28 protein-coding genes are annotated in these 26,122 nt (G+C 62.1%); 14 read left to right on the plus strand and 14 right to left on the minus strand.

From position 1 onward, the window contains the following. Nucleotides 1–55: 55 nt before the first annotated feature. From V8J82_RS05920 to V8J82_RS05960, 9 genes are all read left to right on the plus strand, one after another. The gene (locus V8J82_RS05920; protein ID WP_339973127.1) at nucleotides 56–1,000 is read left to right on the plus strand and encodes an aspartate carbamoyltransferase catalytic subunit; all 945 of its coding nucleotides are present in this window, start codon (nucleotides 56–58) and stop codon (nucleotides 998–1,000) included. After that, nucleotides 997–1,608, plus strand: a complete 612-nt coding sequence (locus V8J82_RS05925) for a hypothetical protein (protein ID WP_339973129.1) — start codon at nucleotides 997–999, stop codon at nucleotides 1,606–1,608. Before V8J82_RS05920 ends, V8J82_RS05925 begins: the two co-directional genes overlap by 4 nt. Beyond that, nucleotides 1,605–2,117: a hypothetical protein gene (locus tag V8J82_RS05930; RefSeq protein WP_339973131.1), complete on the plus strand. Its 513-nt coding sequence runs from the start codon at nucleotides 1,605–1,607 to the stop codon at nucleotides 2,115–2,117. Before V8J82_RS05925 ends, V8J82_RS05930 begins: the two co-directional genes overlap by 4 nt. Then, on the plus strand, nucleotides 2,117–2,551 hold the full coding sequence (locus V8J82_RS05935) for a hypothetical protein (protein ID WP_339973133.1): 435 nt from the start codon (nucleotides 2,117–2,119) through the stop codon (nucleotides 2,549–2,551). The genes V8J82_RS05930 and V8J82_RS05935 overlap by 1 nt, the downstream gene beginning before the upstream one ends. Continuing rightward, complete coding sequence (locus V8J82_RS05940; RefSeq protein ID WP_339973135.1) at nucleotides 2,548–3,117, plus strand: aspartate carbamoyltransferase catalytic subunit; 570 nt, start codon at nucleotides 2,548–2,550, stop codon at nucleotides 3,115–3,117. The genes V8J82_RS05935 and V8J82_RS05940 overlap by 4 nt, the downstream gene beginning before the upstream one ends. Beyond that, nucleotides 3,114–4,385: a dihydroorotase gene (pyrC, locus tag V8J82_RS05945; RefSeq protein ID WP_339973137.1), complete on the plus strand. Its 1,272-nt coding sequence runs from the start codon at nucleotides 3,114–3,116 to the stop codon at nucleotides 4,383–4,385. The genes V8J82_RS05940 and pyrC overlap by 4 nt, the downstream gene beginning before the upstream one ends. Continuing rightward, complete coding sequence (plsY, locus tag V8J82_RS05950) at nucleotides 4,385–4,993, plus strand: glycerol-3-phosphate 1-O-acyltransferase PlsY (RefSeq protein WP_339974533.1); 609 nt, start codon at nucleotides 4,385–4,387, stop codon at nucleotides 4,991–4,993. Before pyrC ends, plsY begins: the two co-directional genes overlap by 1 nt. 248 nt (nucleotides 4,994–5,241) lie before the next feature. After that, nucleotides 5,242–5,694: a DUF805 domain-containing protein gene (locus V8J82_RS05955; RefSeq protein WP_339973139.1), complete on the plus strand. Its 453-nt coding sequence runs from the start codon at nucleotides 5,242–5,244 to the stop codon at nucleotides 5,692–5,694. A gap of 208 nt (nucleotides 5,695–5,902) precedes the next feature. Continuing rightward, on the plus strand, nucleotides 5,903–6,670 hold the full coding sequence (locus V8J82_RS05960; protein ID WP_339973141.1) for a DUF805 domain-containing protein: 768 nt from the start codon (nucleotides 5,903–5,905) through the stop codon (nucleotides 6,668–6,670). Nucleotides 6,671–6,679: 9 nt separating this feature from the next. On the opposite strand, the gene V8J82_RS05965 is transcribed toward V8J82_RS05960, so the two are convergent. From V8J82_RS05965 to V8J82_RS05975, 3 genes are read right to left on the minus strand one after another with little or no spacing between them, the layout of a single operon-like run. Further along, nucleotides 6,680–8,050, minus strand: coding sequence for a glutamate--cysteine ligase (locus V8J82_RS05965; RefSeq protein WP_339973143.1), 1,371 nt, complete (start codon nucleotides 8,048–8,050; stop codon nucleotides 6,680–6,682). Between the two features lie 52 nt (nucleotides 8,051–8,102). Beyond that, entirely contained in the window at nucleotides 8,103–8,627 is a 525-nt protein-coding gene (locus tag V8J82_RS05970) for a hypothetical protein (RefSeq protein WP_339973145.1), read from the minus strand. Then, the gene (locus V8J82_RS05975) at nucleotides 8,624–9,346 is read right to left on the minus strand and encodes a 16S rRNA (uracil(1498)-N(3))-methyltransferase (protein ID WP_339973146.1); all 723 of its coding nucleotides are present in this window, start codon (nucleotides 9,344–9,346) and stop codon (nucleotides 8,624–8,626) included. Before V8J82_RS05975 ends, V8J82_RS05970 begins: the two co-directional genes overlap by 4 nt. 11 nt (nucleotides 9,347–9,357) lie before the next feature. On the opposite strand from V8J82_RS05975, the gene ubiA reads away from it, so the two are divergent. The 3 genes from ubiA to V8J82_RS05990 all read left to right on the plus strand — a co-directional run bounded on the left by ubiA (nucleotide 9,358) and on the right by V8J82_RS05990 (nucleotide 12,700). Further along, nucleotides 9,358–10,323: a 4-hydroxybenzoate octaprenyltransferase gene (gene ubiA / locus V8J82_RS05980; RefSeq protein ID WP_339973148.1), complete on the plus strand. Its 966-nt coding sequence runs from the start codon at nucleotides 9,358–9,360 to the stop codon at nucleotides 10,321–10,323. 69 nt (nucleotides 10,324–10,392) lie between these two features. Next, on the plus strand, nucleotides 10,393–12,354 hold the full coding sequence (locus V8J82_RS05985) for an OmpA family protein (RefSeq protein ID WP_339973150.1): 1,962 nt from the start codon (nucleotides 10,393–10,395) through the stop codon (nucleotides 12,352–12,354). A gap of 16 nt (nucleotides 12,355–12,370) precedes the next feature. Further along, nucleotides 12,371–12,700, plus strand: a complete 330-nt coding sequence (locus V8J82_RS05990) for a hypothetical protein (RefSeq protein ID WP_339973152.1) — start codon at nucleotides 12,371–12,373, stop codon at nucleotides 12,698–12,700. Nucleotides 12,701–12,814: 114 nt separating this feature from the next. Here the strand turns inward: V8J82_RS05990 and V8J82_RS05995 are convergent, their stop codons facing one another. The 11 genes from V8J82_RS05995 to V8J82_RS06045 form a co-directional block, all read right to left on the minus strand. Further along, nucleotides 12,815–13,270, minus strand: a complete 456-nt coding sequence (locus V8J82_RS05995; protein WP_339973156.1) for a molybdenum cofactor biosynthesis protein MoaE — start codon at nucleotides 13,268–13,270, stop codon at nucleotides 12,815–12,817. Further along, the gene (gene moaD / locus V8J82_RS06000) at nucleotides 13,271–13,516 is read right to left on the minus strand and encodes a molybdopterin converting factor subunit 1 (RefSeq protein ID WP_339973158.1); all 246 of its coding nucleotides are present in this window, start codon (nucleotides 13,514–13,516) and stop codon (nucleotides 13,271–13,273) included. Between the two features lie 3 nt (nucleotides 13,517–13,519). Further along, entirely contained in the window at nucleotides 13,520–14,212 is a 693-nt protein-coding gene (pgsA, locus tag V8J82_RS06005; RefSeq protein ID WP_339973161.1) for a CDP-diacylglycerol--glycerol-3-phosphate 3-phosphatidyltransferase, read from the minus strand. 81 nt (nucleotides 14,213–14,293) lie between these two features. Continuing rightward, nucleotides 14,294–16,165: an excinuclease ABC subunit UvrC gene (gene uvrC, locus V8J82_RS06010; protein WP_339974535.1), complete on the minus strand. Its 1,872-nt coding sequence runs from the start codon at nucleotides 16,163–16,165 to the stop codon at nucleotides 14,294–14,296. A 288-nt stretch (nucleotides 16,166–16,453) separates the two neighbouring features. After that, on the minus strand, nucleotides 16,454–17,227 hold the full coding sequence (locus tag V8J82_RS06015) for an SDR family oxidoreductase (protein ID WP_339973163.1): 774 nt from the start codon (nucleotides 17,225–17,227) through the stop codon (nucleotides 16,454–16,456). A gap of 12 nt (nucleotides 17,228–17,239) precedes the next feature. Next, entirely contained in the window at nucleotides 17,240–18,181 is a 942-nt protein-coding gene (locus tag V8J82_RS06020) for a calcium/sodium antiporter (protein ID WP_339973166.1), read from the minus strand. Beyond that, entirely contained in the window at nucleotides 18,174–18,377 is a 204-nt protein-coding gene (locus V8J82_RS06025) for a hypothetical protein (protein ID WP_339973168.1), read from the minus strand. The genes V8J82_RS06020 and V8J82_RS06025 overlap by 8 nt, the downstream gene beginning before the upstream one ends. Then, nucleotides 18,377–19,174 carry a S49 family peptidase gene (locus V8J82_RS06030; RefSeq protein ID WP_339973170.1) on the minus strand — a complete coding sequence of 266 codons (798 nt, stop codon included), beginning with the start codon at nucleotides 19,172–19,174 and terminating at the stop codon, nucleotides 18,377–18,379. Before V8J82_RS06030 ends, V8J82_RS06025 begins: the two co-directional genes overlap by 1 nt. Before the next feature lie 71 nt (nucleotides 19,175–19,245). Then, nucleotides 19,246–20,694 carry a class I adenylate-forming enzyme family protein gene (locus V8J82_RS06035; RefSeq protein WP_339973173.1) on the minus strand — a complete coding sequence of 483 codons (1,449 nt, stop codon included), beginning with the start codon at nucleotides 20,692–20,694 and terminating at the stop codon, nucleotides 19,246–19,248. After that, on the minus strand, nucleotides 20,691–21,515 hold the full coding sequence (locus tag V8J82_RS06040) for a fumarylacetoacetate hydrolase family protein (RefSeq protein ID WP_339973177.1): 825 nt from the start codon (nucleotides 21,513–21,515) through the stop codon (nucleotides 20,691–20,693). The genes V8J82_RS06035 and V8J82_RS06040 overlap by 4 nt, the downstream gene beginning before the upstream one ends. Before the next feature lie 3 nt (nucleotides 21,516–21,518). Continuing rightward, nucleotides 21,519–22,772, minus strand: a complete 1,254-nt coding sequence (locus V8J82_RS06045; RefSeq protein ID WP_339973179.1) for a glycerate kinase type-2 family protein — start codon at nucleotides 22,770–22,772, stop codon at nucleotides 21,519–21,521. 137 nt (nucleotides 22,773–22,909) lie between these two features. Here V8J82_RS06045 and V8J82_RS06050 point away from each other — a divergent pair, with 137 nt between their 5' ends. Both V8J82_RS06050 and V8J82_RS06055 read left to right on the plus strand, forming a co-directional pair. Continuing rightward, the gene (locus V8J82_RS06050; protein ID WP_339973180.1) at nucleotides 22,910–25,087 is read left to right on the plus strand and encodes a dehydrogenase E1 component subunit alpha/beta; all 2,178 of its coding nucleotides are present in this window, start codon (nucleotides 22,910–22,912) and stop codon (nucleotides 25,085–25,087) included. Then, the gene (locus V8J82_RS06055; protein WP_339973181.1) at nucleotides 25,084–26,097 is read left to right on the plus strand and encodes an ACP S-malonyltransferase; all 1,014 of its coding nucleotides are present in this window, start codon (nucleotides 25,084–25,086) and stop codon (nucleotides 26,095–26,097) included. Before V8J82_RS06050 ends, V8J82_RS06055 begins: the two co-directional genes overlap by 4 nt. The last annotated feature ends 25 nt before the right edge of the window (nucleotides 26,098–26,122 follow it).

Genomic DNA, 26,122 nt, shown 5'->3' on the forward strand with positions numbered 1-26,122 from the left:
ACCTTGTCGCGGGCACGGCTCGGCCCCTATAAGCGGGCATATCAAGGGGGTGCCGATGCGTTTTGACAAACCACACCTGTTGGGGATCGAAGAGCTGTCTCCGCCCGAGATCACCGCATTGCTGGACCGCGCCAATATTCACGCCGAGGCCGAGAGAGGCGACCGCGTCCATGGCGCGCCTTTGAAGGGCCTGACGCAAATCAACATGTTCTTCGAGAACTCGACCCGCACCCAGTCGAGCTTTGAGATCGCAGGCAAGCGCCTGGGTGCCGATGTGATGAACATGGCGATGCAGACCTCCAGCGTGAAAAAGGGCGAAACGCTGATCGATACCGCCCTGACCCTAAACGCGATGCATCCCGATATCCTGGTCGTGCGCCACCCCCATTCCGGCGCCGTGAAGCTGCTGGCCGACAAGGTGAATTGCGCCGTATTAAATGCAGGCGATGGGCGCCATGAACACCCGACCCAGGCCCTGCTCGACGCGCTCACGATCCGCCGCGCCAAGGGACGGCTCCACCGCCTCAACATCGCGATCTGCGGCGACATTGCGCACTCCCGCGTCGCGCGCTCGAACATCCTGCTGCTGGGCAAGATGGAAAACCGCATCCGCCTAATTGGCCCACCAACCCTGATGCCCGCGGGTGTCGCCGAGTGGGGGGTCGAGGTCTATGACGACATGGCCGAAGGGCTATCGGGGTGTGATGTGGTGATGATGCTGCGCCTTCAGAAAGAGCGGATGGATGGCGGTTTCATCCCGTCCGAGCGTGAATATTACCACCGCTTCGGGCTCGATGCAGACAAGCTGTCATTCGCCAAAGACGACGCAATCGTGATGCATCCGGGCCCCATGAATCGCGGCGTCGAGATCGATGGTGTTCTGGCCGACGACATCAACCGAAGCGTTATCCAAGAACAGGTCGAAATGGGCGTCGCCATCCGCATGGCCGCGATGGAACTGCTCGCCGAAAACCTGCGGGAGCGGAGAGCGGCGGCGTGAGCGACGACTACGACTGGACGCGATACCTGCAGGAAAAGGAGGAGATCCTTTGGCAAGGGCGTCCGGATGGTCGCTTTCGTATTCTTTTGATGCGTCTGGATTACGTTATGCTCGCGATACCAATCCCAATCTTGTTGGGCAGTTACTTTATGATGTTAGCTCCCAGAAGCGTTACCTCGGCGTCGTTCCTAAAAGCTGCACTTATGGTGGCTTTGTCATCACTAGCGTATTCGTTCGCGCGGCCATGGTTCGATACGCTTCGGCGCAATCGACTTCGCTACGCAATCACAAATCATAGAGCCATGAGAGTGGACAAGGCAAAAAACCTGATCCTTAGCCAGAAGCGTTTTCGACCGGGAATGACAGTTGAAGAAGACCGCCATCAAACGGTTCGACTTGATCCTAGCGAAACTGAGGTGGTGCCGGTCCCGATGGATTGGCGCTTCTTTGCTGCGCCTAACAAGTCAATATCCTTAATGCGCCCCGGAAACCGCCGCCATTGCGCAATCAACGGCTATGATGAGCGAGGGCTCGAATTTCGGATGATTGACGATTCAGAGCATGTAAAAAACCTACTGACCCAACAAATCTCTATGGCTGCGCCATGACCCATCTCCACGTCTTCGCCGTGAACGAACCTGTTTCGGTCTCCCACACCAACCTGACCCGCCAGAAGGGAGAGACACCTGCCCTCCCCCCATTGACCGAATGGCTGGGGATTGATGCGCTGGATACCGACGCGATCGAAATCTTTCTGCTGTCGGACCTCGGCGGCATGGCGCTTTCTGATTACATCCAGCTTGCCTTCACACCCGAAACCGGCATTCCGGCAGAGGAGCGCGCGAGGCTTGACGCGTTGGAGGGCGCCGTTTTGCTTGTGCCCGAGACAGCGATGCAAGGGACCACACGCCCAAACGCGAAGCTGACTCTAGTGGCCACCATTGCGCTTGCAGAGCCCGACAACAACGCCAACTTGCCAAAGGCCACGCTCACGCCGTCTGCCCCAAAGACACCTCACACCGAGCCTGCACGCGAAAGCGTGCCTCCGATCGCGCTCTATGCCCTGCTCGGCATCGCAGCCTTTGCGGCACTGGTCATCCTGTTCGGGTGGAATTGATGGATCCGAATGCGAGCCTGACGCCAACCTCGCCGTTGGACGCGGGCGAGCATGTCATCGCACAGTTTCGCGCCGATAAGGCGACCTATTGGCGGACCAATGCTTGGGTCGCAGCCTTTGCAATGGCCGCAGGGATGGGGATCCTTTGGGTGCTGGGCAATCCACATGTCTGGACCGGCGCGGTCGGAGGGCTCGCCGCCATCGCGGTGCGGGCGCTGTATCTGGCGTCCGATGACCTACACATGCGGTGGGATCTGACCAACCAGCGCCTTCTGGGGCCCGGAACACGTGAGATCTCTCTGGAAAGCATTGCGCAACTGAATGCGGTATCATCGATGGTGCAGGTCGTGACAATTGCGGGCGACAAGCATCTGATCAAAAATCAGCCCGACCCGGGCACTGTGATCGCCGCGATCGAGGATGCCCGGCCATGACGCATCATGCGGCTTGGGACGGAATTCTGGAGCCGGATGAAACCATCATCTGGCAAGGCCAGCCCGAGGCACATATCCGCTGGCATGATGCGATGACCCCCTTGGCGGCGTTCGGCGCGGTCTTCGCAGGCTTTGCCCTATTTTGGATGATCATGGCCTCAACCATCATGGGCACCGGGCCGGGCTTTCCATTCACCCTATTCCCGCTTTTCGGTCTGCCGTTTCTGCTGGGTGGCCTGCATATGATGATCGGCCACGTTTTCTATGACGCCTATGCCCGCTCCAAAACCTGGTACACGCTGACCGACCGCACCGCCTTTATCGCCGCGAATGTATTTGGGCGAAAGACGCTCCGCAGCTACCCGATCCGCGACATGCCGTTTCTCGACCTGGAAGATGGCGCGCCGGGCTCGGTCCTCTTCGCTGATGACCGCCGCAACGCGAGCCATTCGCCGCGCCGGGTCGGATTTCGGGCAATCTCAGAGGCGCGTGGGGTCTACGGGATGATCCGGGATGCGCGCGGGGCCTTGAATTTTGCTGACGGGCGAGCGAGGGACGGCACATGACAAATGCCCTTCTTCACAATGCACGCCTGATTGACCCCGAAGCCGAGACAGACACACTCGGCTGGTTGCGGATCGAAGGCGACCGGATTGCCGAGATTGGCACCGGCCCGCGGGCGGGCGGATTGGATTGCGGTGGCGCCTGTCTGGCCCCTGGCATCGTGGATGTGGGCGTCAAGGTGGGCGAGCCGGGTGAACGCCACAAAGAAAGCTTTCGCACTGCTGGTCGTGCCGCGGCGGCGGGCGGTGTCACCACCATGGTGACCCGGCCCGATACGATGACACCAATCGATACGCCCGAAGTGTTGGATTTCGTCACCCGCCGCGCGCATGACGAGGCGCAGGTACGCGTGGCCCCAATGGCCGCCCTGACCAAAGCGCGCATGGGCCGCGAAATGGTCGAGATCGGCTTCCTGCGCGATGCGGGCGCCGTGGCCTTCAGCGATGGCGATGCCGTCGTTGCGGATACCAAAGTGCTCAGCCGCTGCATGACCTATGCGCGATCCCTGGGCGCCTTGATTGTCAGCCATCCGCAAGATCCGGGGCTCAGCGGCGGGGCAGCAGTGACCTCCGGCAAATTCGCGTCACTCAAAGGTCTGCCCGCAGCCTCGCCAATGGCGGAACGGTTGGGGCTGGAACGGGATCTGACTTTGGCCGAAATGACCGGCGTTGCCTATCACGCCGATCAGATCTCAACCGCCGCCGCCCTTCCTGCACTGACCCGCGCCAAGGCGGCGGGGCTCAACGTCTCGGCGGGCGTGTCTATCCATCATCTGACACTCAACGAGTTCGATGTTGGCGACTACCGGACGTTCTTCAAGCTGAAACCGCCACTCCGGTCCGAAGAAGATAGGCTCGCTATGATCGAGGCGGTGCGGGACGGCACCATCGATATCATCTGCTCTATGCACACGCCCCAGGACGAGGAAAGCAAGCGCCTGCCGTTTGAAGTCGCCGCCAGCGGCGCGGTGGGGCTGGAAACCCTGCTGCCCGCGGCGATGCGACTGGTCCATGGCGGATATCTGGATCTGCCCGCGCTTTGGCGGGCTTTGTCCTTCAACCCGGCCCAGCGCTTTGGATTGGATGGGGGCCGCCTGACCGAGGGCGCGCCCGCGGATCTGATCCTGTTCGATCCAAACGCCCCCTTCGTGCTGGACCGCGCCAATTTGCAGTCGAAATCCAAGAACACGCCCTTCGACCTCACCCGGATGGAGGGCAAGGTGTTTGGCACCTGGGTCGGCGGCACGCGGATTTTCGGAGGTGGGGCATGATCCCCGCGATTGAAACCGCGCCGCTGCTTTTGTTGCTGACAGCCGCACTGGCCTATCTGCTGGGCTCCATTCCTTTCGGGTTGGTCATGGCGCGGCTTTTTGGTCTGGGGGATTTGCGCCAGGTCGGCTCCGGAAACATCGGCGCAACAAATGTCCTGCGTACGGGCAACAAACTGGCGGCGTTTCTGACGCTGATCCTGGATGCGGGAAAAGGCGCGATTGCCGTGTTGATCGCTCGGCTGAGCCTGGGTGAGGATGCCGCACAGATCGCCGCCTTCGCGGCCTTTTTGGGTCATTGCTTTCCATTATTTCTGGGCTTCAAAGGTGGCAAAGGCGTCGCAACATTCCTCGGCACGTTGTTGGCTTTGGCGCTTCCCATCGGCCTTGCCGCCTGCGCGACTTGGGCTGTGACCGCGGCGCTTTTCAGGATCTCATCCCTCGCCGCCTTGGTCGCCGCCGCCCTAAGCCCCGTGGCGGCCGTTTTGCTGGGTTATCCTCAGGCCAGCCTCCTTTGCGCGGCCTTGGCGATTTTGATCTTTATCCGGCATCATGCCAACATCGCCCGGATCCTGAAAGGCGAAGAGCCGCGGATCGGCAAAAAGGCCTGAGCCACCGCGCCGGGCGGCTATAACTAGGCTCTCATCCAAAATGATCGAGCCAAGCGCATGATATGTATAGACGAATTGTTTGGACCGGCTGCTTTCCGCTCATCTTCCGGAAATCCTTACTTCGGCCTTAATTTCGTTGCCTAACTCCGGCTTCACGCGCAAAACATGCGCCTTATAAGAAAGATGACACCCGGGCCTCCGCCGCCCGACTGCACGTGTGTAAGACCGGACCCCGAAAGGATTTTACAATGGATTTCACGACGGCAATCAAAACCTGCTTGAAGCTACGCTACTTCGATTTTCAAGGACGCGCACGGCGTTCTGAGTATTGGTGGTTTTTCCTGTTTAACTTTTTGGTTTCGCTGGTTTTGGGCTGGATCCCGATCATCGGTCTGCTGATCACGCTGGGGCTTTTGATCCCAGGTATCGCCGTTACAGTCCGCCGCCTGCACGATACCGGGCGGACCGGATGGTGGCTGCTGGCACCATTGGGAATCGCCATTGTCGGCGCTTTGATCACATGGCCGATCATCGCTTCTGGCCAAGAGCCGAGCATCTTGTTGGGAATCATAGGTCTTGCCTATCTCGGCGTCTCAATCATGCTGTTGGTCTGGTTCTGCCAGCGCGGAACGGTCGGCCCGAATGCATGGGGACCCGACCCGTATGATCCCGCCGGGGATGTAGAAGCCGTCTTCTCCTGAACCACGCACAAACAAATGATCTCACGGCCCGCCCATCCGGCGGGCCGTTTTGCGTTGGATTGCCCCTGTCCGCCCCAGAGTTTGTCGCGGTCTCGCCCTAGGATCGGCACATTTCCGATCCATCCGTTGTGCTGACCATCGCGCAAGGAACTACACGGGGCACGGGCAAATGGGTTTCGCAAAGGCTGTTGGGCGCTGCTACGCACGCATGTTTAATTTCCGCGGTCGCGCGCCGCGATCCGAATATTGGTGGTTTTTCCTCTTCCAGATCTTGATCTCCATTCCGATCATGGTCGGTTTCGTCTTCGTACTCGCGTCCAATCCGGCATTGGCGTTTCGCTTACGGCGCATATCCGAGATGGATGACGAGCAGGCGGGTCGGGCAATGATCGCCGCGCTCACCGAGTTTTTGGATAGCCAGCAGTTTGTCCTCTACGCGGGCTTGGCCGTCGTGCTCTACCTGTTGATTTTCGCAATCCCGTACCTGACGGTCACCGTGCGGCGCCTCCATGATATCAATAAGCGCGGCTGGAACATCTTCATGCCGACGCTGGCCTATTTTGTGGCATTGCTTCCCGCGATGGCCACGGTGTTCAGCGGGAACACGGTCTCTGGCTTGCCCGCATTCTTGATGGCAGTGATGCCAAGCATCGTATCGTTGGGCGCACAGATCCTGTTCCTTGTTTGGCTGTGTCGAGCTGGCACCTCCGGCCCCAACCGGTTCGGCGATGACCCGCTTGGGGGATTGGAAATGATGCATCCGGCGTTTGCCGAGCAAGTCTTCGGCGACGGAGATGTCGCAAACAGACCCAGAAGCAATTTCTTCGAAACCAAAGCCGAGGATTCCATGGTTGCCGTCGGCGGAGAGGTTGGCGGCGCCCGCGCGATGGCGGCCCGAAAAGCCGCTGCGCGCGACTACTATCAGCGTCGCGTCCTGCCCTCGATCCAGAAGGCGGATCCACGCCCCGATTACTAGGCGCGTGGGTCAGTACGAATATTCGGCGTAGATCCGCGATAGATCGCCCGCCCATTCGCCTTTGAACTTGTCCAGCAATTCATCAGCAGGAACCATGCCGGTTTCAATGCTGTCTTTGAGTGCGTTCAAGAAATGCGTTTCGTTGGGCACAAGGCCACCCGCCCCTGGCATGGCACGGGCCGTCAGGCCAGCCTCGGAAATCGCCAGAACCTCGCGCGCCAGATCGATCATCTTGTAGCCGCCAACCACCGCATCGAGCCCCCGGACCGAGGCCTGCACGCGCATCTCTTCCCGGGTCTCAGTGTCAAAGCCTCTGCACAGATCCCAGGCCGCATCGAGCGCGCCTTGATCATACATCAACCCGACCCAGAACGCAGGCAGCGCACAGAGCCTCCGCCACGGGCCACCATCGGCGCCGCGCATCTCGATGAACTTCTTCACGCGCGCCTCGGGAAAAATCGTGGTCAGGTGATCGGCCCAATCACTCAGCGTCGGGATTTCGCCGGGCAGCGCAGGCAATTCCCCCTTCAGAAAATCGCGGAAGCTCTGGCCCAGCGCGTCGTGGTAAACCCCGTCGCGATAGACGAAGTACATCGGCACATCCAAAGCGTAATCGACCCATTGCTCGAATCCGAATCCGTCATCGAAGATGAATGGGATCATCCCCGTCCGGTCCGCATCCAGATCGCGCCACACACGGCTGCGCCAGCTTTTATGGCCGTTAGGCGCGCCATCAATGAAGGGAGAATTGGCAAACAAAGCTGTCGCCACGGGCTGCAACGCCACCGCCACACGCATCTTTTGCACCATATCGGCCTCGGACCCGAAATCGAGGTTCACCTGTACGGTGCAGGTCCGATACATCATGGTTTTGCCCAGCGATCCGACGCGATCCATGTAGTCAGTCATAAGCCGGTAGCGCCCCTTGGGCATGACAGGCATGTCCTCGTGTGTCCAGATCGGCGCGGCGCCTAGGCCGATGAAATCGACGCCGATGATATCGGCCACCTCACGCACCTGACGCAGATGTTCGTTCACCTCGTCGCAAGTCTGGTGGATTGTCTCCAGCGGCGCGCCACTCAGTTCCAACTGACCGCCCGGTTCCAGGCTGACATTGGCACCGTCCTTTTGCAGGCCAATGATATGGCCTGCTTCTTCCACAGGCTGCCAAGCAAAACGATCCCGCAGCCCTTCCAGCACAGCCTTGACCGAGCGGTCGCCATCATAGGGGATCGGATTCTGCGTATCGCGGCAAAACCCGAATTTCTCATGCTCGGTGCCGATCCGCCAATCTTGCTTGGGCTTGCAGCCATCTGCCAGATATTCCGCGAGTTGCGCGGGCCGTTCGATTGGGCCGCCACCGGATTGGGGGATAGACATGGGCGCAGGTTCCTTGGGGTGCCATCTGACCTCAAGGCGTGGCCTGCGGCGCTCAAGGTGTCAAGGCCACGGGCCGCTTCCGAGACCAAAGCTGCTGCGACCCTCCTGTGCGGCTTTGCACAGCAGCGATTAGCCTGTCGATGTTGAGCCCAGGCAGCGCAGAAAAGGTATCGAACAGCGCATCGGCACCCGCCGCGTCCACCGGGATCACCAGAAGTTGAGTGGCATCGGCCAGAACCCAAGAGGTTTGGCCCAGCCCATCCCGGCGCACCGACAGGATCGCAAGGTCATCCAACGCCATCGCACCGCCTGTAACCGGGCCCATATAGGTGATGCGCTGTTCATCCACCTGCACGATCCCTGCGCCCTGCCCGTCGGTTGCAAAGCGCGCCCGGCGCAGGGCCGGGATAAGAAAGGCGAGGCCCAACCCAATCAGAACGTATCCGAACCCTGCGACAATGATGCCGCCCGGTCGAAGCGCGATCCACACGCCCAGCGCGGCGATGATCAGCGCCACGATGACCTCGCGCCACCGTGTCAAAGCTGACATCGCCTCTGGCCGGAAAAAGCTGTTCACATCCAATCCCCCGCTGCCGCCTGCCACAAGGTGAGCGCCGCCACCGCCGCCGTATCCGCCCGCAAGATGCGCGGCCCCAGCGCAATCGACGTGACACAGTCCAACCCGCGCAACTGCGTGCGCTCCGCGTCTGAAAACCCGCCCTCGGGCCCAATCAGAATTGCCGCGGGTCCCGGTGGCAGAGGCGCGGGATCGGCGCCCGCGAGGACTTCATCGGCGAAGATCAATCCGCGACCCTCCGGCCAGTCCGCCAAAACCTGCGCCAGAGGCCGCAACGGATCGACGGGCGGCACATAGGTGCCTCCGCATTGCTCAGCTGCCTCAACCGCATGGGCCTGCAAACGATCCTGGCGGATCCGCTCGGAATTGGTGAAAGCCGTCTGAACCGGACAAATGCGCGCGACCCCCATCTCAGCCGCCTTTTCGACGATAAAATCGGTCCGCGCCTTTTTGATCGGGGCAAATAACAGCCACAAGTCGGGCGGCGTCCCCTGCGGCGCGCTTCGCGCGACACAGGCAAGCTCACCCGCGCGTTTGCCAGCTTGAGCCACCTCGGCCCGCCATTCGCCGTCGCGCCCGTTGAACAGGGCCACTTCAGCGCCGATACCCAACCGCATCACGTTGAACAGATAATTAGCCTGATCCCGCGACAGGGCGACACGCTCGCCCTCGGCCAGCGGGTGGTCTACATAGAGGCGTATCTTGGGCCGCTGTGACATGGGACAGATTTATGACCGAGGCACCGGAAACGCCAGGGGGGCAAGTTGCAGACGCCGTGCGCGGAAATTGGGTGGACCGATTGGCGCCAGAAGCGACCCGCCCCTATCTGAGGCTCAGCCGCGCGGACCGGCCCATCGGCACCTGGCTGCTGCTGCTCCCATGTTGGTGGGGGCTTGCGCTGGCCATCGCCTCCAGCGGACGCACCCCCACGCTGTATGATTTTTGGATCGCGGTGGGCTGCGCCATTGGCGCTTTTCTGATGCGCGGCGCGGGCTGCACCTGGAACGACATCACCGACCGCGACTTTGACGGCGCGGTCGCGCGCACAGCGTCCCGCCCGATCCCCTCCGGACAGGTCAGCGTCAAAGGCGCGATGATCTGGCTGGTGCTGCAAGCGCTTATGGCATTCGGCATTCTGCTGACCCTCAATCTGCCAACAATCGTCCTAGGCATCGTCTCGCTCGTGCCCGTCTGCATCTATCCGTTTGCCAAGCGGGTCACTTGGTGGCCCCAGGTTTTCCTGGGCCTTGCCTTCAATTGGGGTGCGCTGCTTGCCTGGACGGCCCATACCGGCAGCCTCAGTCTGGCACCGGTCTTGCTCTATATCGCCGGGATCGCCTGGACGCTGTTCTACGATACAATCTACGCCCACCAAGACCGCGAAGACGACGCGCTGATCGGTATCAAGTCAACGGCGCGTCTGTTCGGCGAGAATACCAAGTCCTGGCTGCGCGGCTTCATGATCGCCACCCTGGCGCTGATGGGCGCAGCGGTGCTGGTGGCTCTGGTGCCCGGCGGCAATTTCCTGGCACTTGTGGCCGCGCTGGCAGGCGTCTGGGCGATGGGGTGGCACCTGTCCTGGCAGCTTGTCCGGCTGGATATCGACGATGCCGATCTGTGCCTGCGATTGTTCCGATCCAACCGCGATGCGGGGCTGATCCCGGCGCTGTTTTTCGCCGTTGCGATACTCGTCTGATTGAAAGCAGGTGCGCGACGCGCTATCGGACGTTAATAAACCCGAGCAGGGGAATGCGTAAAAACGCCCATGAGTGACACCAACCGCATATCAGCCCTTCTGGGGCCAGCCTGTTTTGTTTTGGCAGCCTGCCTTTCGGTCGGCACCGCGATTGTGTCGGCAAAACTGGTCGAGCGGCGCTCAATCGAGGATGTAACAGCCGCATTGCAAGCGGATGCCATCAGATGGGTCGAGGTCTCGGCCAACGGCTTGCAGGTGTTCTTGCAGGGCGAGGCCCCGGATGAAGCCGCACGCTTCCGCGCCGAAACCCGTGCATCGGCGATCATCGACGGTGACCGTGTGGTCAATCAGTTGGATGTCGCCGCGATCGACACGACCGAACCGCCCCGGTTTTCACTGGACATCTTGCGGAATGGCGACGGAATTCAGCTGATCGGCCTCATTCCCGGAACAAACGGCGACGAAGCCTTTGCCGTCGCAGAAAGCGTCGCCGATATCGCCGGATCAGAAGACGTGGTGAACATGATCGAAACGGCAGAATTTGCCGCGCCGAGCACATGGGACGCCGCGTTGGACTATGGCCTATTGGCGCTTGCCACGCTGCCACGGTCAAAGATCACCGTCCTGGCCGATAGGGTCGAAGTTGAAGCTGTCGGTCAGACACGCGAGGAACGCGCAGAATTTATCGCTCAGCTTCAGCGCGACCAACCGCCCGGTGTTGAAGTGGTGTTGGACATCTCAGCACCGCGCCCGGTGATCACGCCCTTCGCTCTGCGCTTTGTGCGCGATGCCGAGGGGGGTCGGTTTGAAACCTGCACGGCCGACAGCGCCGCGTCGCGCGACCGGATTGTCGCGGCCGGTCTGGCGGCAGGCGCAACAGGTGTCGTGCCCTGCACGATCGGATTGGGCGTGCCGTCCGCCTCCTGGCCGATTGCGGTGGAAACCGCCCTTGCGGCGCTGACAGAGATGGGTGAAGGCAGCCTGACCTTCTCGGATGCAGATGTTACCCTTATCGCCGCTGTGGGCACGCCGCAGGACCGCTTTGACGACGCGGTTGGCAATCTGACGGCCAATCTTCCAGACGTTTTCTCACTACAGGCCGTGCTGCCGGAGGCTTCTGCCGAACAGGCCACAGGCCCCGCCAGCTTTGTCGCCACGCTGAACCCGGAAACCGGGGCGCGCTTACGCGGACGGCTGCCCCCGGGCACAATTGGACAATCGGTGCATACCTACGCCACATCGCTTTTTGGGGCCGATACCACCAACATCGCCACCCGCGAGGTCGCAGACTTGCCCCAGGGCTGGTCCGTTCGGGTGATGGCCGGCCTCACCGCGTTGGCCGACCTGCACGAAGGCGAATTGACGGTGGAGCCGGGCATTCTGCGCCTGTCGGGGCGAACCGGCGACACGGAAATGGTCTCGCAACTGACCCGCCTGTTATCCGAGGAACTGGGCCAAGGCGCGGATTTCCAGCTTGATGTGACCTATGATGAGGCGCTCGACCCGGTCGCGTCGTTGCCAACGCCTGACCAATGCGTCGAACGGATCCGCGCGATCCAGGAGGAAACCAAGATTGCCTTCGATCCGGGCTCGACCGAGATCAACGATGCGGCGGGCGAAATCCTGGATCAAATCGCCGAAGTGCTGCCCGATTGTCTGCATGTCCGGATGGAGATCGGCGGACATACCGATTCCCAAGGGCGCGAGTCGATGAACCTGAACCTCAGCCAGGCCCGCGCCGATGCGGTGCTGAACGGTCTGTTGGCGCGCGGCATTCTGGTGTCGAACCTGACCGCTCAAGGCTATGGCGAAAGCCAACCCATCGCCTCAAACGAGACCGAAGTGGGCCGCGAGCAGAACCGCCGCATCGCCTTCCGGTTGCTGGCTGCGGCCGAGTTGGACCAAGCCGCGGCGGCAGAAGACGACCAGCCTCGCACCACCGATGGTATTCTTGCCCGCGGGACGATTGCCGATTGGCCCTTTGAAGCCAGCCCATTGCCGCGGCCCGAGCCGCCCGAAGACGACAATTGATAGGACGCATTGGCCCATGAACCGCCTGGAATTTATCATCGCCATCGCCATCATTCTCTTTGTCGCCTTCGTCTTGGGATGGCTGGCCCATTGGCTGGTGGCGCGCTTCAACCAGGTCTCGTCGGCCGATCTGGGTGAGATGGAAAATCTGGCCCGTGCGCTCCATGACGCCGAAGAAACCCGCGACCAGGCCATCGCCTATCTGCAACAACGCGAAGCCGAGCTCACAGGACAGCTCAGCCAGTCTGAGGCAGAACTGCGCGCCGCCATGGACGGTCTGCGCGACGCCAGATCCGAAGCCGAAGAGCTGCGCAACTACGTCGAGCAGATCAACCAAGCCAACTAGACGTCGCGCCGAGTCACGAAGCGCGCTCTCTCAGCCCGCGCCCACCTGAGGCACCGCCCGCAAGGGCGGGGACGAGGTCACCGAACGCGCCGAAGGCGCACAATTTGACACGCTTCACCAGCGCTTGAGCGCGGCCTCATCGGTGTCTTTGGCGTCGACCCAACTTTCGCCGCGAGTCGTGATCTCTTTCTTCCAAAACGGCGCGCGGGATTTCAGGTAATCCATCAAAAACTCCGCCCCGGCAAACGCATCTGCACGGTGCGGTGCAGCGGTTGCCACCATCATGATGATCTCCCCCGCCGCCAAGCGCCCGTATCGATGCACGATCATCGCACCAGCCAGCGAAAAGCGGGCCATCGCTTGTGCACGGATATCGCCAAGCGCCGCTTCGGTCATACCCGGATAGTGCTCGATCACCATGGCATCGAGATCGCCCTCGGCCACATCGCGTGTGACCCCGCAAAAGCTGACAATCGCGCCGGCCTTCACGCCGTTATCCGCCAGAGCCTGCGAAAAAGCGTTCAGCTCGGCGCCCATGTCAAACGCAGCGTCTTGGACGCGGATGGACATCTAGCCCCCCGTCATGGGCGGAAAGAACGCGACCTCACGCGCCTCCGAGATTGACGCATCGAAATCGACCAGCTGTTGGTCCACCGCCACACGCACGGATGTCAGATCGCTCAGGGCAAAAGCATGGGCCTCGGACCTCGCCCGCAATTCCTCGACCAGCGCCGATACCGTTGCGGCCTCAGTTTCGACCACTTCATGGCCCGTGCCGACGCGTTCACGCAGCCAGGCGAAATAACGAAGTTCCATGGGCTAGCCTCCATCCCGCAGATGCGGTCGCGCCTTCAGGAAATAATCCGCCCCCGTCACCAAGGTCAGAACCGCCGCGATCCACAGCAGAGCCAAGGCCCCGAAAGACGACCCGATCAACCCCATATAGAGCCAGGAAAGACCAAATTCATCGGGCACCGCGCCATCGAGAATGCCCTGGATCAAAGTCCCATCCATACCTTCGGTCCAGCGCCCGAAATAATGATCGAACAGGCCGAAGCTGAACATCAGGCCAATTGCAACCATCTGCACGAAGGTTTTCCACTTCGCCAGACGGGTCACTTTCAGGGTGCCGGCCACCTCGCCCAGGAACTCGCGCAAGCCGGACACGAAGACCTCGCGGAACAAAATCACCACCACCGGCACCAAGACCATGGCGTTGAAGAGGATCGTGCCGCCGAACGCGACCGTCCCGTAGAGCCCCAGCACCACGGCCAGCGCAATCACCACCATCGCCTTGTCGGCAATCGGGTCCATCATCGCGCCAAACTTCGTCTCTTGCCCCCAGCGACGCGCCAATACGCCGTCCAGATAATCGGTGAGCGACGCGGAGAGGAACAGGATCAACGCGATCCAGTCTGAAAACGGACGCGGCAACAGCAGAAACACCAGCGCCACCATGGGTGCAGCCACAAGGCGGATGAGGGTCAGGATGTTCGGCACGGTCCATTGCATGGGGCAGGGGTATCCTGTTCCTAACTCGGGCGGAAGGGGCTTGCACGGGGTCTCACGTGCACATCTCGGCGTTCCGTCGTGCTACGCGTGATCATGGAAGAAATCGTAGATCTTTTGCGCCAGCCCTTCGCTGATCCCGTCCACAGCGGTAAGATCCGATAGGTTCGCCCGTGCCACGGCCTTGGCGCTACCGAAATGCGCCAGCAGCGCGCGTTTGCGCCCTGCCCCGACGCCGGGCACGTCATCGAGCGGTGTGGCCGAAACCGCCTTGGACCGTTTCGCGCGATGGGCACCGATGGCAAAGCGGTGCGCCTCGTCGCGCATCCGCTGCACAAAGTACAGCACGGGATCATTGCGCTTGAGCGCGAAGGCCGTGGCGCCGGGACGGTAGAATTCTTCTTTGCCTTGATCGCGGTCGATCCCCTTGGCGACGCCAATGAAAGGCACGTCCTCCACGCCCAGATCGTCCATGATCTCTTTGACCGCGCTGATCTGACCCGCACCGCCATCGATCAACAGCAGATCCGGCCAGGCCTCGGTCTCGCGGTCGGGATCTTCCTTCAACAGGCGCTGAAACCGGCGCGTCAGCACCTCTTTCATCATCCCGAAATCGTCGCCGGGGGTCAGACTGTCGCCCTTGATATTGAACTTGCGATATTGCGATTTCACGAAACCGTCAGGCCCCGCCACGATCATCGCGCCGACAGCATGGGCGCCTTGGATATGCGAGTTGTCGTAGACCTCAATCCGCTTCGGCGCGCCGTCCAGGTCGAACGCTTCGGCCAAGCCATCCAGCAGCTTTGTCTGCGCTTGGCCTTCGGCCATCCGTCGCGCCAGGCTTTCGCGGGCATTGCGCCGCGCTCCATCGACCAATTCCGCTTTTTCGCCGCGTTGGGGCACCAGCAGTTCGACCTTGGTGCCGCGTTTGCCCGACAACGCATCGGACATCAGGTCCATGTTCTCAATCGGATGAGACAGAATGATCTGCCGCGGCGGTTCTTTCTGATCGTAGAACTGGCCCAAAAATGCCTCCAATACCTCGGGCTCGTCGATATCGGCACCAACGCGTGGATAGAAATCTCGGTTCCCCCAATTCTGGTTCGCGCGGATGAAGAAGACCTGCACGCAGGCCTGCCCGCCTTCCATATGCAAGGCGATCACGTCGGCCTCGCGGACGCCGCGTGGATTAATGCCCTGGGCACTTTGCACGTTCGTCAGCGCCCGGATGCGGTCACGCAGCGCGGCCGCACGTTCAAACTCCATCGCGGCAGAGGCCTCAGCCATCGCATCAGCCAATTGCGCCTGCAACTCGGTGCTGTCGCCCTTCAAGAACCGGATCGCATCACGCACCGATGCCTCGTACTCCTCGGCCGAGATGTATCCTACACACGGCCCGGAGCAGCGCTTGATCTGGTACAGCAGACAGGGCCGCGTGCGGGTCTCAAACGTAGCATCGGTGCAATTGCGCAGCAGGAACACTTTTTGCAACTGGTTCAGCGTGCGGTTCACGGCGCCTGCGCTGGCGAAGGGCCCAAAGTACTCGCCCTTCTCTTTCTTGGCCCCGCGATGCTTTTTGATCTGGGGGAAGGCGTGGGTGCGGCTGACCAAAATGTTCGGAAAGCTTTTGTCGTCGCGCAGCAGCACATTGAATTTGGGTTTCAGCTGCTTGATCAAGTTCTGTTCCAGCAGCAACGCCTCGGTCTCGGTGCGTGTGGTCAGGAACATCATCGAGGCCGTATCGCGGATCATCCGGGCGATGCGTGGCGAGTGACCCGAAGGCTTGGCATAATTCGAGACGCGCCGTTTCAGCGCCCGCGCTTTGCCAACATATAAGACCCTAGATTGTGCATCGAGCATTCGATACACGCCCGGCGAGTTGTCGAGCGTGCGGAGGTATCCTTGGATAACCTCATGACCCGTTTTGGGCGGTTTTGCGGTCTCATTTTCCATCAAAAAACCGAGATTCATGATTCTTAATCCAGCTGCAACGATGCAAGGTCCAGATCAAGAGGTGAGCTTTCCACTGTTTCTGTGGATAACCTTTTGGAAAACAATTGGGCATGGCGAATTTCTCTTTGTTTTCGGCAGGGTTCTACGCTTTGCCTATTTTTTAGGCATTTATTTAAGTCATTGTTTTCGTATCATTTTTTTCGGCATTTTGAGCCCATAAATCTTTTCTTCACCAGATATTTACAAAAGTGAATCAATCGGCGGCTCAGTGGAGAATCGCGTGCCACAGGGTCATTCTACGCCCAAGACGTCCGGCGTTTCCCATGCCAGATGCTGCCCACCATCCACGCAGATTAACTGCCCTGTGACGGTCCGGGCACCCACGAAGTACCGCAAGGCCGCGCAAATCTCTTCAGGGCCCGCACCACGGCGCAGGATCGTCGCCTCACGCTGCGCTTTGAAATGCTCCGCGGATTGCCGAGCGCCTTGCATCGTCGGACCTGGACCGATCGCATTGACCCGACATTTCGGCGCCAACGCTTGCGCCGCCGTCTGGGTCAGCGCCCAAAGGCCCATCTTTGCAATCGTGTAGGTCATGAATTCAGGGGTCAGTTTACGCACCCGCTGATCCACCATGTTGATCACCAGGCCCCGCGCGACAGGCTCGCCGCCGTCATCGGTATCCGGGTCAGGCAATTGCGCGGCAAGGGCCTGGGTCAGCACAAAGGGCGCGCGCAGGTTGGATTCCATATGGCGGTCCCAGCTTTGCCGGGTCGCGCTATCGATATTGTCATAGTCGAAGATCGACGCGTTGTTGATCAGAACCTCGACCGGGCCCAGGGCGTCTACCGCGCGGCCCATCAAGCCCTGTACAGCGGCTTCATCCAGCAAATCCGCTTGCAGCGTGACGGCCCGCACACCTTTGGCGCGGATCTCTTCCGCGGTGGCCTCAGCCGCCTCTGCACTGCCGTTATAATGGATCGCCACATCGTGGCCGGCCTCGGCCAATTCCAATGCCATCGCGCGTCCAAGGCGTTTCGCTGCCCCTGTGACCAATGCTGTCATGTCTGCCCCTCCTCATGCCAGGAGGACGACGATATAGCCCGCATACAGAGCAGAAAAGACCAGACCAACGGCGCGGCCCATCGGAAGCCGCAAAAACACGAACGGCGCCAATACCAGCGACGCCGCCAGCATCACCCACAGATCCAGGACCAGGAATTCACGCTCCACCGGGATCGTGCCGAACAGGCCCGCGATCCCCATGATGAAGATGATGTTGAACAGGTTTGAGCCGATGACATTACCCAAGGCCACATCGGCCTGACGGCGCAAGGCTGCCATGACAGTTGTGGCCAATTCAGGAAGTGAGGTCCCGACCGCCACCAGGGTCAGCCCGATCACCTCGTCGCTGACCCCATAGGCCGCGGCGATCGATGTGGCGCTGTCGATCAACAGATTTGCACCCAGCGGCAGACCGACCAGACCCAGCGCAAGATACAGCCCGATCTTCCACCAGGGCATATCAGGATCAGCCTCTTCCAGATCCTCCTCCAGATCTCCGGCGCGTCGGTGGGACAAGGCCGTGCGGACCATCATCGTCATGATCGTTGCAAACACTGCCAGCAGCACCAAGGCATGCCAAAGTTGAAGCGGACCCAGGAAACACAGGACTACGAATATGATGCTGGCAATCATCATGATCACGTAGTCGCGCCGCGTATCGCTACCGGCGCCCATCCCCATCAGCAGCGCAGGGATACCAAGCACCAATAGGATATTGGCCGTGTTCGACCCGACCACATTGCCCAATGCCAAGCCGGGCACGCCACCCAGCACCGATTGAACCGAGATCAGCAATTCGGGCGCCGATGTGCCAAAGGCCACGATGGTCAAAGACACGATCAGGGCTGGGATGCCCAATCTGAGCGATAGGTTTACAGCGCCTTTTACAAGCACATCACCGGCCAAGAGCAGGATCACCAGGCCGAGGATGGCAAAGCCGAATTGATCAGCCATCCGTGCCCTCGCGGCAGGCGCGGCACGGGCCGCCACGCAGGTTCATACGGCCGCATTTTGGGCAGGTCTTGGGTTTGGGCAAGGCGCCCTCCGATTTGTCGCGATCCAGACGGTTCTTCGAGCCCGGCCAGCGCAGGCGACCGAACATGGCCAAGACCGCCATTCCGATCAGAAACAAGCTGACAATTTTCAGCATCAATTCAGCCCATAACGCGCATACAGCGCGCGCTCCTCCAACCCGCTATCGAGGTCAGCCAGAATTTGCGCCCCAAATCGCGGGATCAGCGGCTTCTTCGGGCCGTGCAGCATGAACTTCACTTTGTCGCCGTAAAGCTCTTTCATCTTGGGCACGACATGGCCGATCCCATCGGCCAGCCCAAGCTCGACGCCCTTTGCGCCGGTCCAAAACGCGCCGGTAAACAGGTTCTCATCAGCCAACCGATCGCCCCGGCGGTCTTTGACATGATCGATGAAGGCGGCGTGGATATCGCGCTGAATATCCTTCAGCCGTTCGATATCCTCCTCGCGCTCGGGCCGGAATGGGTCGAGAATGGATTTGTCCTCGCCCGCCGTATACACGCGGCGCTCCACCCCGATCTTCTGCATCGCATCGACGAACCCGAAACTGGCCGAGATCACTCCGATGGACCCTACGATCGAAGACGGATCAACCCAGATATCGTCCCCCGCGCAGGCCAGCCAATAACCACCCGATGCGGCAACATCCTCGACAAAGGCGTGAACCGGGACCTCTTTTTCACCCGCCAAGCGCCGGATGCGGGCGGCGACCAGCGCCGATTGCACGGGCGATCCGCCGGGTGAGTTGATCACCAAAGCCACGGCTTTGGGCTTGCCTTTGGAAAAGGCTTTTTCGAGCACGGGCGCAAAGGTCGCGTCATTGATGCCCCCGCGGCTTCCGGCCGCGATGGCGCCTTGCAGACGCACAACCGCGACGTGTGGGTCGGAGGACAAGAACGGAATAAAACGTTTCATTCCACGCGATGTAGGCGGCGTGCCCCCCACCAGCAAGGCGGCGCCCGCGCTTTTCCGCGCGCCTGTGGCTCCTAGCTCAACATTTCGCGCAGACGTGTCTTTAGAACCTTGCCGTAGTTGTTTTTCGGAAGCTCTTGGACCGGGAAATACGCCTTGGGCCGTTTGAACCGCGCGATCTGATCCAGGCAATGGGTATCCAGCGCGGCTTCGTCCAGATCCTGGCCCGGTCGGCAGACCACAAAGGCCACGACATCTTCGCCCCATTCCTCCGATGCGCGCCCGACGACCGAGACCTCATGCACACTCGGATGGGTCAGCAGGGCCTCTTCGACCTCGCGCGTATAGATATTGCTGCCGCCCGAGATGATGACATCCTTCGACCGGTCCTGAAGCGTCAGATAACCATCGGGATCCAGCCAACCGACATCGCCCGTCCGCAGCCACCCATCTTGCAGCGCTTTGGCGGTGGCTTCGGGATTGTTCCAATAGCCCGGCATTACAGCCGCGCCTTTGACCATAATCTCGCCGACCTCACCGGTTGGGGCATCCACCGCAACCTCCACACAGCTTTGCGCACGCCCCACGCTTTGCAACCGCTCGGCCCAACGTGGATGGCTGCGGTCGGCCACCTCATTGCGGCTAAGCGCCGTGATCGTCATCGGGCATTCGCCCTGGCCGTAGATCTGCACAAAGCGCGGGCCCAGCACCGCCACCGCCTCTTCGATATCGGCGCGATACATCGGCCCGCCGCCATAGACGACGGTTTTGATTCCGGCGCCGCTTCGGCCTTGCGCCTTAGCGGTATCAACAAGCCGCCGCACCATGGTGGGCGCCATGAACATCGAGGTCGGGCCGAGCCGTTCGCTCAACTCCAGCACCTCCCCCGGATCAAACCCAGCCGAGCGCGGTGAGATATGCCGCGCGCCCATCCGCACATGGATCGGCGCATAGACCCCGGCCCCATGGCTCATCGGGGCCGCATACAGGGCCGCGTCCTCGGGGCGAACAGGATCGACATCCACCGGATAGCACAGGCTCGCCGCGGCCAGCATACCGTGAGTGATCTGCACGCCCTTCGGCTTGCCCGTGGTGCCTGACGTGTAGAACAGCCAAGCGACATCGTCGCGGGCGCAATCGGCGACGCGCGCGGCTGTGCCGCTGATCGATCCGAAGGGCACCGCATTCCGGGCCTCTTTCCCATCGCCCGTGAAACACAGCGTCGCGCCCGCATCGGCCAGGATCCAAGCGGCCTCTTTCGGGTGCAGTTTGGCATTGATCGGAACGGCAATCGCGCCCGCCCACCAGATCCCGAACAGCGTCACCAGGTAGTCGGGGCAGTTTTGCGCGAAGATGCCAACGCGGTCACCCGGCCCGATGCCCCGCGATTTCAGCCCACCCGCCAGTTTGGCAGACGCCGCCGCAAAGCCCGCGTAATCCGAAACGACCTCTGCACCTAAAAGAAGCGCTGGCGCAGCCCCTCGCGTCGCTGCAACGCGAGACAACCATTCCGCAATGTTCACAGCGCGGTCACCGGCAAGATCTGCTCGCCCAGCCCATCGATGCCCAGGCGCATTTCTTGCCCTGCCCGCAGGAAGACTTGAGGCGACTTGCCCATCCCCACGCCTGGCGGCGTCCCGGTTGAGATGATATCGCCCGGCTCAAGCGTCATGAAGCGGCTGACATATTCCACGATGAAACCCGGCGCGAAAATCATCGTGCTGGTATGGCCATCCTGCATCCGAACGCCGTCCACCTCGGTCCAGATCGACAGCGCCAGCGGGTCTGGCACCTCGTCGCGCGTCACCAACCAGGGGCCAATCGGGGCGAAGGTGTCGTGGGATTTGCCCTTGGTCCACTGGCCGCCCATCTCTTGCTGGAAGGCGCGCTCGCTCACATCGTTAACGATTATGTAGCCCGCGACATGCGCCTCGCCCTGCCCTTCGGCCACGTTCTTCGCGCGGGTGCCGATCACCAATCCCAGCTCCGCCTCCCAATCGGTCTTCTCGCTGCCCTCAGGCAGCGTGACCGGATCAAACGGGCCAGAGATGGCGCTGGTGGCTTTCATGAACAGAACGGGCTCAGTCGGCACATCCCATCCGCCTTCCGCGGCATGGTCGGCATAGTTGAGCCCCACACAGACCAGCTTGCCCACCTTGGCCACACACGGCCCCAATCGCGGGGCCTCGACCTTCGGCAGACTCTCCGCGTCAATACCGGGCAGATCCGACAGAAAGGAGCCGTCGATATCGCCGGTCACGCCCGACAGATCCCGTACGTGCCCCGCCGCATCCAACACACCGGGGCGTTCCGCGCCCGCCTCTCCCCACCTGACAAACCGCATCGCCTAGACCTCTTTCTGCTGGAACTTGGGCGCCACAAGGATCGCCCGGAAATCATTCACATTGGTCAAGGTCGGCCCCGGCACCACCTGATCGCCAATCGCGGCGAAGAAGCTGTGGGCGTCATTGGCGTCGAGTGCCGCTTGCGGGTCCAGACCCGCCTTCCGCGCCTTGGCCAACGTCTCCGGCCCGATGACTGCACCCGCGACCTCTGCCGCGCCGTCGACGCCATCCGTGTCGCAGGCCAGCGCGTGGATCTCGGCGTGGCCGTCCATCGCAATCGCCATGGCCAGCATGTATTCGGCATTCGGACCGCCCAAACCATCGCCCCGGCGCGTCACGGTCAACTCGCCGCCCGACAGCAGCAACGTATTCTCACCGGCCCGCATCGCGCGATCCGCGTGCTCACGCGCCACATCACGTGCCTCTCCTTCAATGGAATCGCCCAGATTTTGCACCGCAATCCCTTGCTGGACGGCGAGGTCCGCTGCCGCCTGCAGCGATTGCGACGGCGCGGCGTAGATGACGTTCTCCACCTTAGACAGGCGCGGATCGTCCACCGCGACCGGATCACCGCCCTGCTCCAGGAAGTGACGGATCGAGGGCGCGGGTTCGATCCCGAATTCCTGCAATTTGCGTAGGGCCAGCGCCGCGTCACCCGGATCGCCCACGGTCGGGCCGCTGGCAATCTCGCCCGGCGCATCGCCCGGCACGTCCGAGATCATCAACGCCAGCATCCGCGCCGGATAGGCCGCCGCGGCCAGCTTGCCGCCTTTGACCGCCGAGATCTGTTTACGGATGCCGTTCATGTCGCCAATCGGCGCGCCCGAGGCCAACATCGCCTGGGTCAGCGCCTGCTTTTCCGCGAGCGTGATGTTCCCCGCCGGCGCCGTCAGCAGGGCCGAGCCTCCGCCAGAGATCAGCGCCAGCACGAAATCATCTGCGCCCAGCCCCTCGACCAGCCGCAGCAGGCGTTGCGTCGCGGCGGCACCCGCCGCATCGGGAACGGGATGTGCGGCCTCGACAATCTCGATCCCTTCGCACGGACGCCCATAGCCATAGCGCGTGATCACCAACCCCTCGCAAGGGCCCCATTCGGCCTCAACCGCCTCGGCCATCCGCGCGCTGGCTTTCCCGGCGCCGATCACCACACAGCGGCCTTCGGGCTTGAGGGGTAGGGCCTGCGCCAGGCTTTGCATTGGGTCTGCCACCGATACGGCGCGGTCAAACAAGGATCTCAGGAAAGTCTCAGGCGTCATTCTTCTACCGCAATCGGGGACAGCTCTGTGCAGTGTCATCGCACATACGCCAAGCGCCTCCAACGGGTAACAGAGCGGCCTTCCCCCAGCCCCGCAAATCGGACTAAGCATGGGCCACAGACACGGAAAGGCCCCCAATGGACCGCGCCACCATTGTGCACGACAACTTCCTGCGCCGCGTGGCCGCGGGTGACCTGCCGGCCGGGGCCAAGCCCTCTGGACCGCTCAGCCCCGAAAACGCCGTCGCGCTCTATCGCGCCGGGTGTCTCAGCCGCGCGCTCGACCGGCAAAGCCGCGCGATGCAGAAGGCAGGCCAGGGGTTCTACACGATCGGCTCATCGGGGCATGAGGGCATGGCCGCCATCGCCGCCGCCTTGCGCCCGACGGATATGGCCTTCCTGCACTATCGCGACGCGGCCTTTCAGATCGCCCGCGCCGATCAGGTGCCCGGCCAATCCGCCGCCTGGGACATCCTGCTGAGCTTTGCGGCCTCATCCGAGGATCCGATCTCCGGCGGGCGCCATAAGGTGCTGGGCAGCCGCGCGCTGATGATCCCGCCCCAGACCTCGACCATCGCCTCGCATCTGCCCAAAGCAGTGGGGGCGGCCTATTCCATCGGCGCCGCGAAGCGCCACGGGCCGGAACACCGTGTTCTGCCCGACGATGCCGTCGTGATGTGTTCCTTCGGCGATGCCTCGGCCAATCATTCCACGGCCCAGGGCGCCTTTAACACCGCCGCCTGGACAGCGTTCCAGTCGATCCCGTTGCCGCTGGTTTTCATCTGCGAAGACAACGGGATCGGGATTTCGGTCAAAACCCCTAAGGGCTGGATCGTCGCCAATTTCGCGCACCGGCCCGGGCTGCACTATATCGCCTGCGACGGGCTCGACATCTTCGATACTTACCGCGCGGCCTCTCAGGCCGCCGATTACGCCCGAACTCGCAAACGCCCCGTCTTTCTGCATATCCGCACCGTGCGCCTTTACGGCCATGCGGGCGCCGACATGCCCACAACCTATCTGCCGAAATCCGAGGTCGAGGCGGACGAGGCCAACGATCCGCTGCTGCATTCTGTCCGCCTGCTGCGCGATGCGGGCGCGATGCCGCCCGATGCGGCCCTGAAGGTCTACCAAGACACCAATGATCGCGTGGCCCGCATCGCCACGCAGGCCGTCACGCGGCCCCGGCTGAAGACCGCGCAGGATGTCATGGCCAGCCTGATCCCACCGCCCCGCCCCTGCGCGCCTACCAATGGCCCAAGCGCCGAAGCCCGCGCCGCCGCGTTCGGCGCAGATCTCAAGGCCATGGCCGAGCCGCAGATCATGTCGAAACTCATCAACTGGGCGCTAACCGACCTGATGCTCGACCATCCCGAGATTGCACTGATGGGCGAGGATGTGGGCGCCAAGGGCGGCGTCTATGGCGTCACGCAAAAGCTGATCACACGCTTCGGGCCGGACCGCGTGATCGACACGCTTCTGGATGAGCAAAGCATCCTCGGGCTCGGCATCGGCATGGCCCAGAACGGCTTTGTCCCGATGCCGGAAATCCAGTTCCTGGCCTATCTCCACAATGCTGAGGATCAACTGAGGGGAGAGGCCGCGACGCTGCCGTTTTTCTCGAACGGGCAATTCACCAACCCGATGGTGGTGCGCATTGCGGGGCTCGGCTACCAAAAGGGATTCGGCGGGCATTTCCACAACGACAACTCGCTGGCCGTTCTGCGCGATATCCCCGGCCTGATCCTCGCGGTACCCTCCCATGGCGCCGATGCGGTGGGGATGCTGCGCGAATGCGTGCGCCTGGCGCGTAAGGAACAACGGCTTGTCGTGTTCCTCGAACCCATCGCGCTTTACCCGATGCGCGATCTCTATGACGATGGCGACGGCGCTTGGATGCGCCGCTACCCCGCGCCCGGAACGCGCATTTCGCTGGGTGAGGTCGGCGTGACCGGCGATGGCCCCGTCGCGCTGATCAGCTTCGCCAATGGCCACCGCTTGTCGCTCCAGGCCCAGGCGCAGTTGGCCGAGACGGGGGTCGAGACCCGCGTGATCGATCTGCGCTGGCTCTCTCCCCTTCCCGAGGCCAGTCTTCTGGACGCGCTCAGGGGCTGCACCCACGCGCTGATCGTCGACGAAACCCGCCGCTCGGGCGGAGTAGCGGAGGGTCTGATGGCTCTGCTTGCCGAACGGACCGATCTGCGCCTGGCCCGCCATACCGCGCAGGACAGTTTCATCGCAACAGGCCCCGCCTATGCCGCCACGATGCCCAGCGCCGACAGCATTGTCGCCGCCGCAAAGGCGCTTGTGACATGACGACGGCGGTTCTGATCTGCCCCGGTCGCGGGACCTATAATGCAAGCGAGCTTGGCTATCTGGCCAAGCACTTTCCCGATCCAGGTCTGCTGGAGCGCCTCGATGCGCTCCGCCAAGCCGATGGCCAGACGCCGCTCAGCGCGCTTGACGGGGCCAAGGCCTTCACCGACGCCCATCTGACGGGCGACAATGCCGCCGCCCTGATCTACGCTGCAACGTTGGGCGATGCGCTCAGCATCGACCGCGATGCCATCGACATCATCGCCGTCACTGGCAATTCCATGGGCTGGTATTCCGCGCTGGCGTGTGCCGGAGCCCTGACGCCGGAAGACGGCTTTCGGGTCGCCAACACGATGGGTTCGCTGATGCACCGGGCCGCCATTGGCGGGCAATTGGTCTATCCCTGCACCGACGAGGATTGGCGCCCGGACCCCACGCGCAAGGCGGATCTGCTGGCCCAGGTCGCTGGAATCGAGGGGCTTTGGCTCTCCATCGATCTGGGCGGGATGTTGGTTCTGGCCGGTGATGAGGCGGGGCTGGGGGCATTCGAGGCCTCGGTTCCCGCCCAGGGCCGCTTTCCTCTGCGTTTGCCGGGCCACGCCGCCTTCCACACCGCGCTCAAGGCTCCCGTCGCCGCCCAAGGCCGCGCCGCCTTGGCTGCCGACATGTTTACCCAGCCAGATATCCCCCTGATCGACGGGCGCGGCGCGATCTGGTGGCCCGGCGCCTGCACAAGCGAGGCCTTGCACGCCTACACACTCGGCCACCAAGTGATCGAGCCCTACGACTTCACCCGCGCTATCACCATCGCCGCCCGGGAATTCGCACCGGATCTCTTCATCATCACCGGACCGGGCACCACGCTCGGCGGCGCCGTGGCGCAATCGCTGATCCAGGCCGATTGGCTGGGCATGGGTGACAAGGCGGCGTTTCAGACCCGCCAAGCCGAGACCCCGGTGATCGCCGCCATGGGCATAGCCCGCCAACGCGGCTGGGTGACCGCCGCGTAATCCAGACGAGCGCAGCTCACGGCGC

Source organism: Gymnodinialimonas mytili, from assembly GCF_037544085.1.
Taxonomy (GTDB): domain Bacteria; phylum Pseudomonadota; class Alphaproteobacteria; order Rhodobacterales; family Rhodobacteraceae; genus Gymnodinialimonas; species Gymnodinialimonas mytili.

What these genes read in the sequence shown, in the direction of transcription:
- V8J82_RS05920 (WP_339973127.1), top strand. Translation starts at nt 56, where the DNA reads ATGCGTTTTGACAAACCACACCTGTTGGGGATCGAAGAGCTGTCTCCG.
- V8J82_RS05930 (WP_339973131.1), top strand. Translation starts at nt 1,605, where the DNA reads ATGACCCATCTCCACGTCTTCGCCGTGAACGAACCTGTTTCGGTCTCC.
- V8J82_RS05935 (WP_339973133.1), top strand. Translation starts at nt 2,117, where the DNA reads ATGGATCCGAATGCGAGCCTGACGCCAACCTCGCCGTTGGACGCGGGC.
- V8J82_RS05940 (WP_339973135.1), top strand. Translation starts at nt 2,548, where the DNA reads ATGACGCATCATGCGGCTTGGGACGGAATTCTGGAGCCGGATGAAACC.
- pyrC (WP_339973137.1), top strand. Translation starts at nt 3,114, where the DNA reads ATGACAAATGCCCTTCTTCACAATGCACGCCTGATTGACCCCGAAGCC.
- V8J82_RS05955 (WP_339973139.1), top strand. Translation starts at nt 5,242, where the DNA reads ATGGATTTCACGACGGCAATCAAAACCTGCTTGAAGCTACGCTACTTC.
- V8J82_RS05960 (WP_339973141.1), top strand. Translation starts at nt 5,903, where the DNA reads ATGTTTAATTTCCGCGGTCGCGCGCCGCGATCCGAATATTGGTGGTTT.
- V8J82_RS05965 (WP_339973143.1), bottom strand. Translation starts at nt 8,050, where the DNA reads ATGTCTATCCCCCAATCCGGTGGCGGCCCAATCGAACGGCCCGCGCAA.
- V8J82_RS05975 (WP_339973146.1), bottom strand. Translation starts at nt 9,346, where the DNA reads ATGTCACAGCGGCCCAAGATACGCCTCTATGTAGACCACCCGCTGGCC.
- ubiA (WP_339973148.1), top strand. Translation starts at nt 9,358, where the DNA reads ATGACCGAGGCACCGGAAACGCCAGGGGGGCAAGTTGCAGACGCCGTG.
- V8J82_RS05985 (WP_339973150.1), top strand. Translation starts at nt 10,393, where the DNA reads ATGAGTGACACCAACCGCATATCAGCCCTTCTGGGGCCAGCCTGTTTT.
- V8J82_RS05990 (WP_339973152.1), top strand. Translation starts at nt 12,371, where the DNA reads ATGAACCGCCTGGAATTTATCATCGCCATCGCCATCATTCTCTTTGTC.
- V8J82_RS05995 (WP_339973156.1), bottom strand. Translation starts at nt 13,270, where the DNA reads ATGTCCATCCGCGTCCAAGACGCTGCGTTTGACATGGGCGCCGAGCTG.
- moaD (WP_339973158.1), bottom strand. Translation starts at nt 13,516, where the DNA reads ATGGAACTTCGTTATTTCGCCTGGCTGCGTGAACGCGTCGGCACGGGC.
- pgsA (WP_339973161.1), bottom strand. Translation starts at nt 14,212, where the DNA reads ATGCAATGGACCGTGCCGAACATCCTGACCCTCATCCGCCTTGTGGCT.
- V8J82_RS06015 (WP_339973163.1), bottom strand. Translation starts at nt 17,227, where the DNA reads ATGACAGCATTGGTCACAGGGGCAGCGAAACGCCTTGGACGCGCGATG.
- V8J82_RS06020 (WP_339973166.1), bottom strand. Translation starts at nt 18,181, where the DNA reads ATGGCTGATCAATTCGGCTTTGCCATCCTCGGCCTGGTGATCCTGCTC.
- V8J82_RS06025 (WP_339973168.1), bottom strand. Translation starts at nt 18,377, where the DNA reads ATGCTGAAAATTGTCAGCTTGTTTCTGATCGGAATGGCGGTCTTGGCC.
- V8J82_RS06030 (WP_339973170.1), bottom strand. Translation starts at nt 19,174, where the DNA reads ATGAAACGTTTTATTCCGTTCTTGTCCTCCGACCCACACGTCGCGGTT.
- V8J82_RS06040 (WP_339973177.1), bottom strand. Translation starts at nt 21,515, where the DNA reads ATGCGGTTTGTCAGGTGGGGAGAGGCGGGCGCGGAACGCCCCGGTGTG.
- V8J82_RS06045 (WP_339973179.1), bottom strand. Translation starts at nt 22,772, where the DNA reads ATGACGCCTGAGACTTTCCTGAGATCCTTGTTTGACCGCGCCGTATCG.
- V8J82_RS06050 (WP_339973180.1), top strand. Translation starts at nt 22,910, where the DNA reads ATGGACCGCGCCACCATTGTGCACGACAACTTCCTGCGCCGCGTGGCC.
- V8J82_RS06055 (WP_339973181.1), top strand. Translation starts at nt 25,084, where the DNA reads ATGACGACGGCGGTTCTGATCTGCCCCGGTCGCGGGACCTATAATGCA.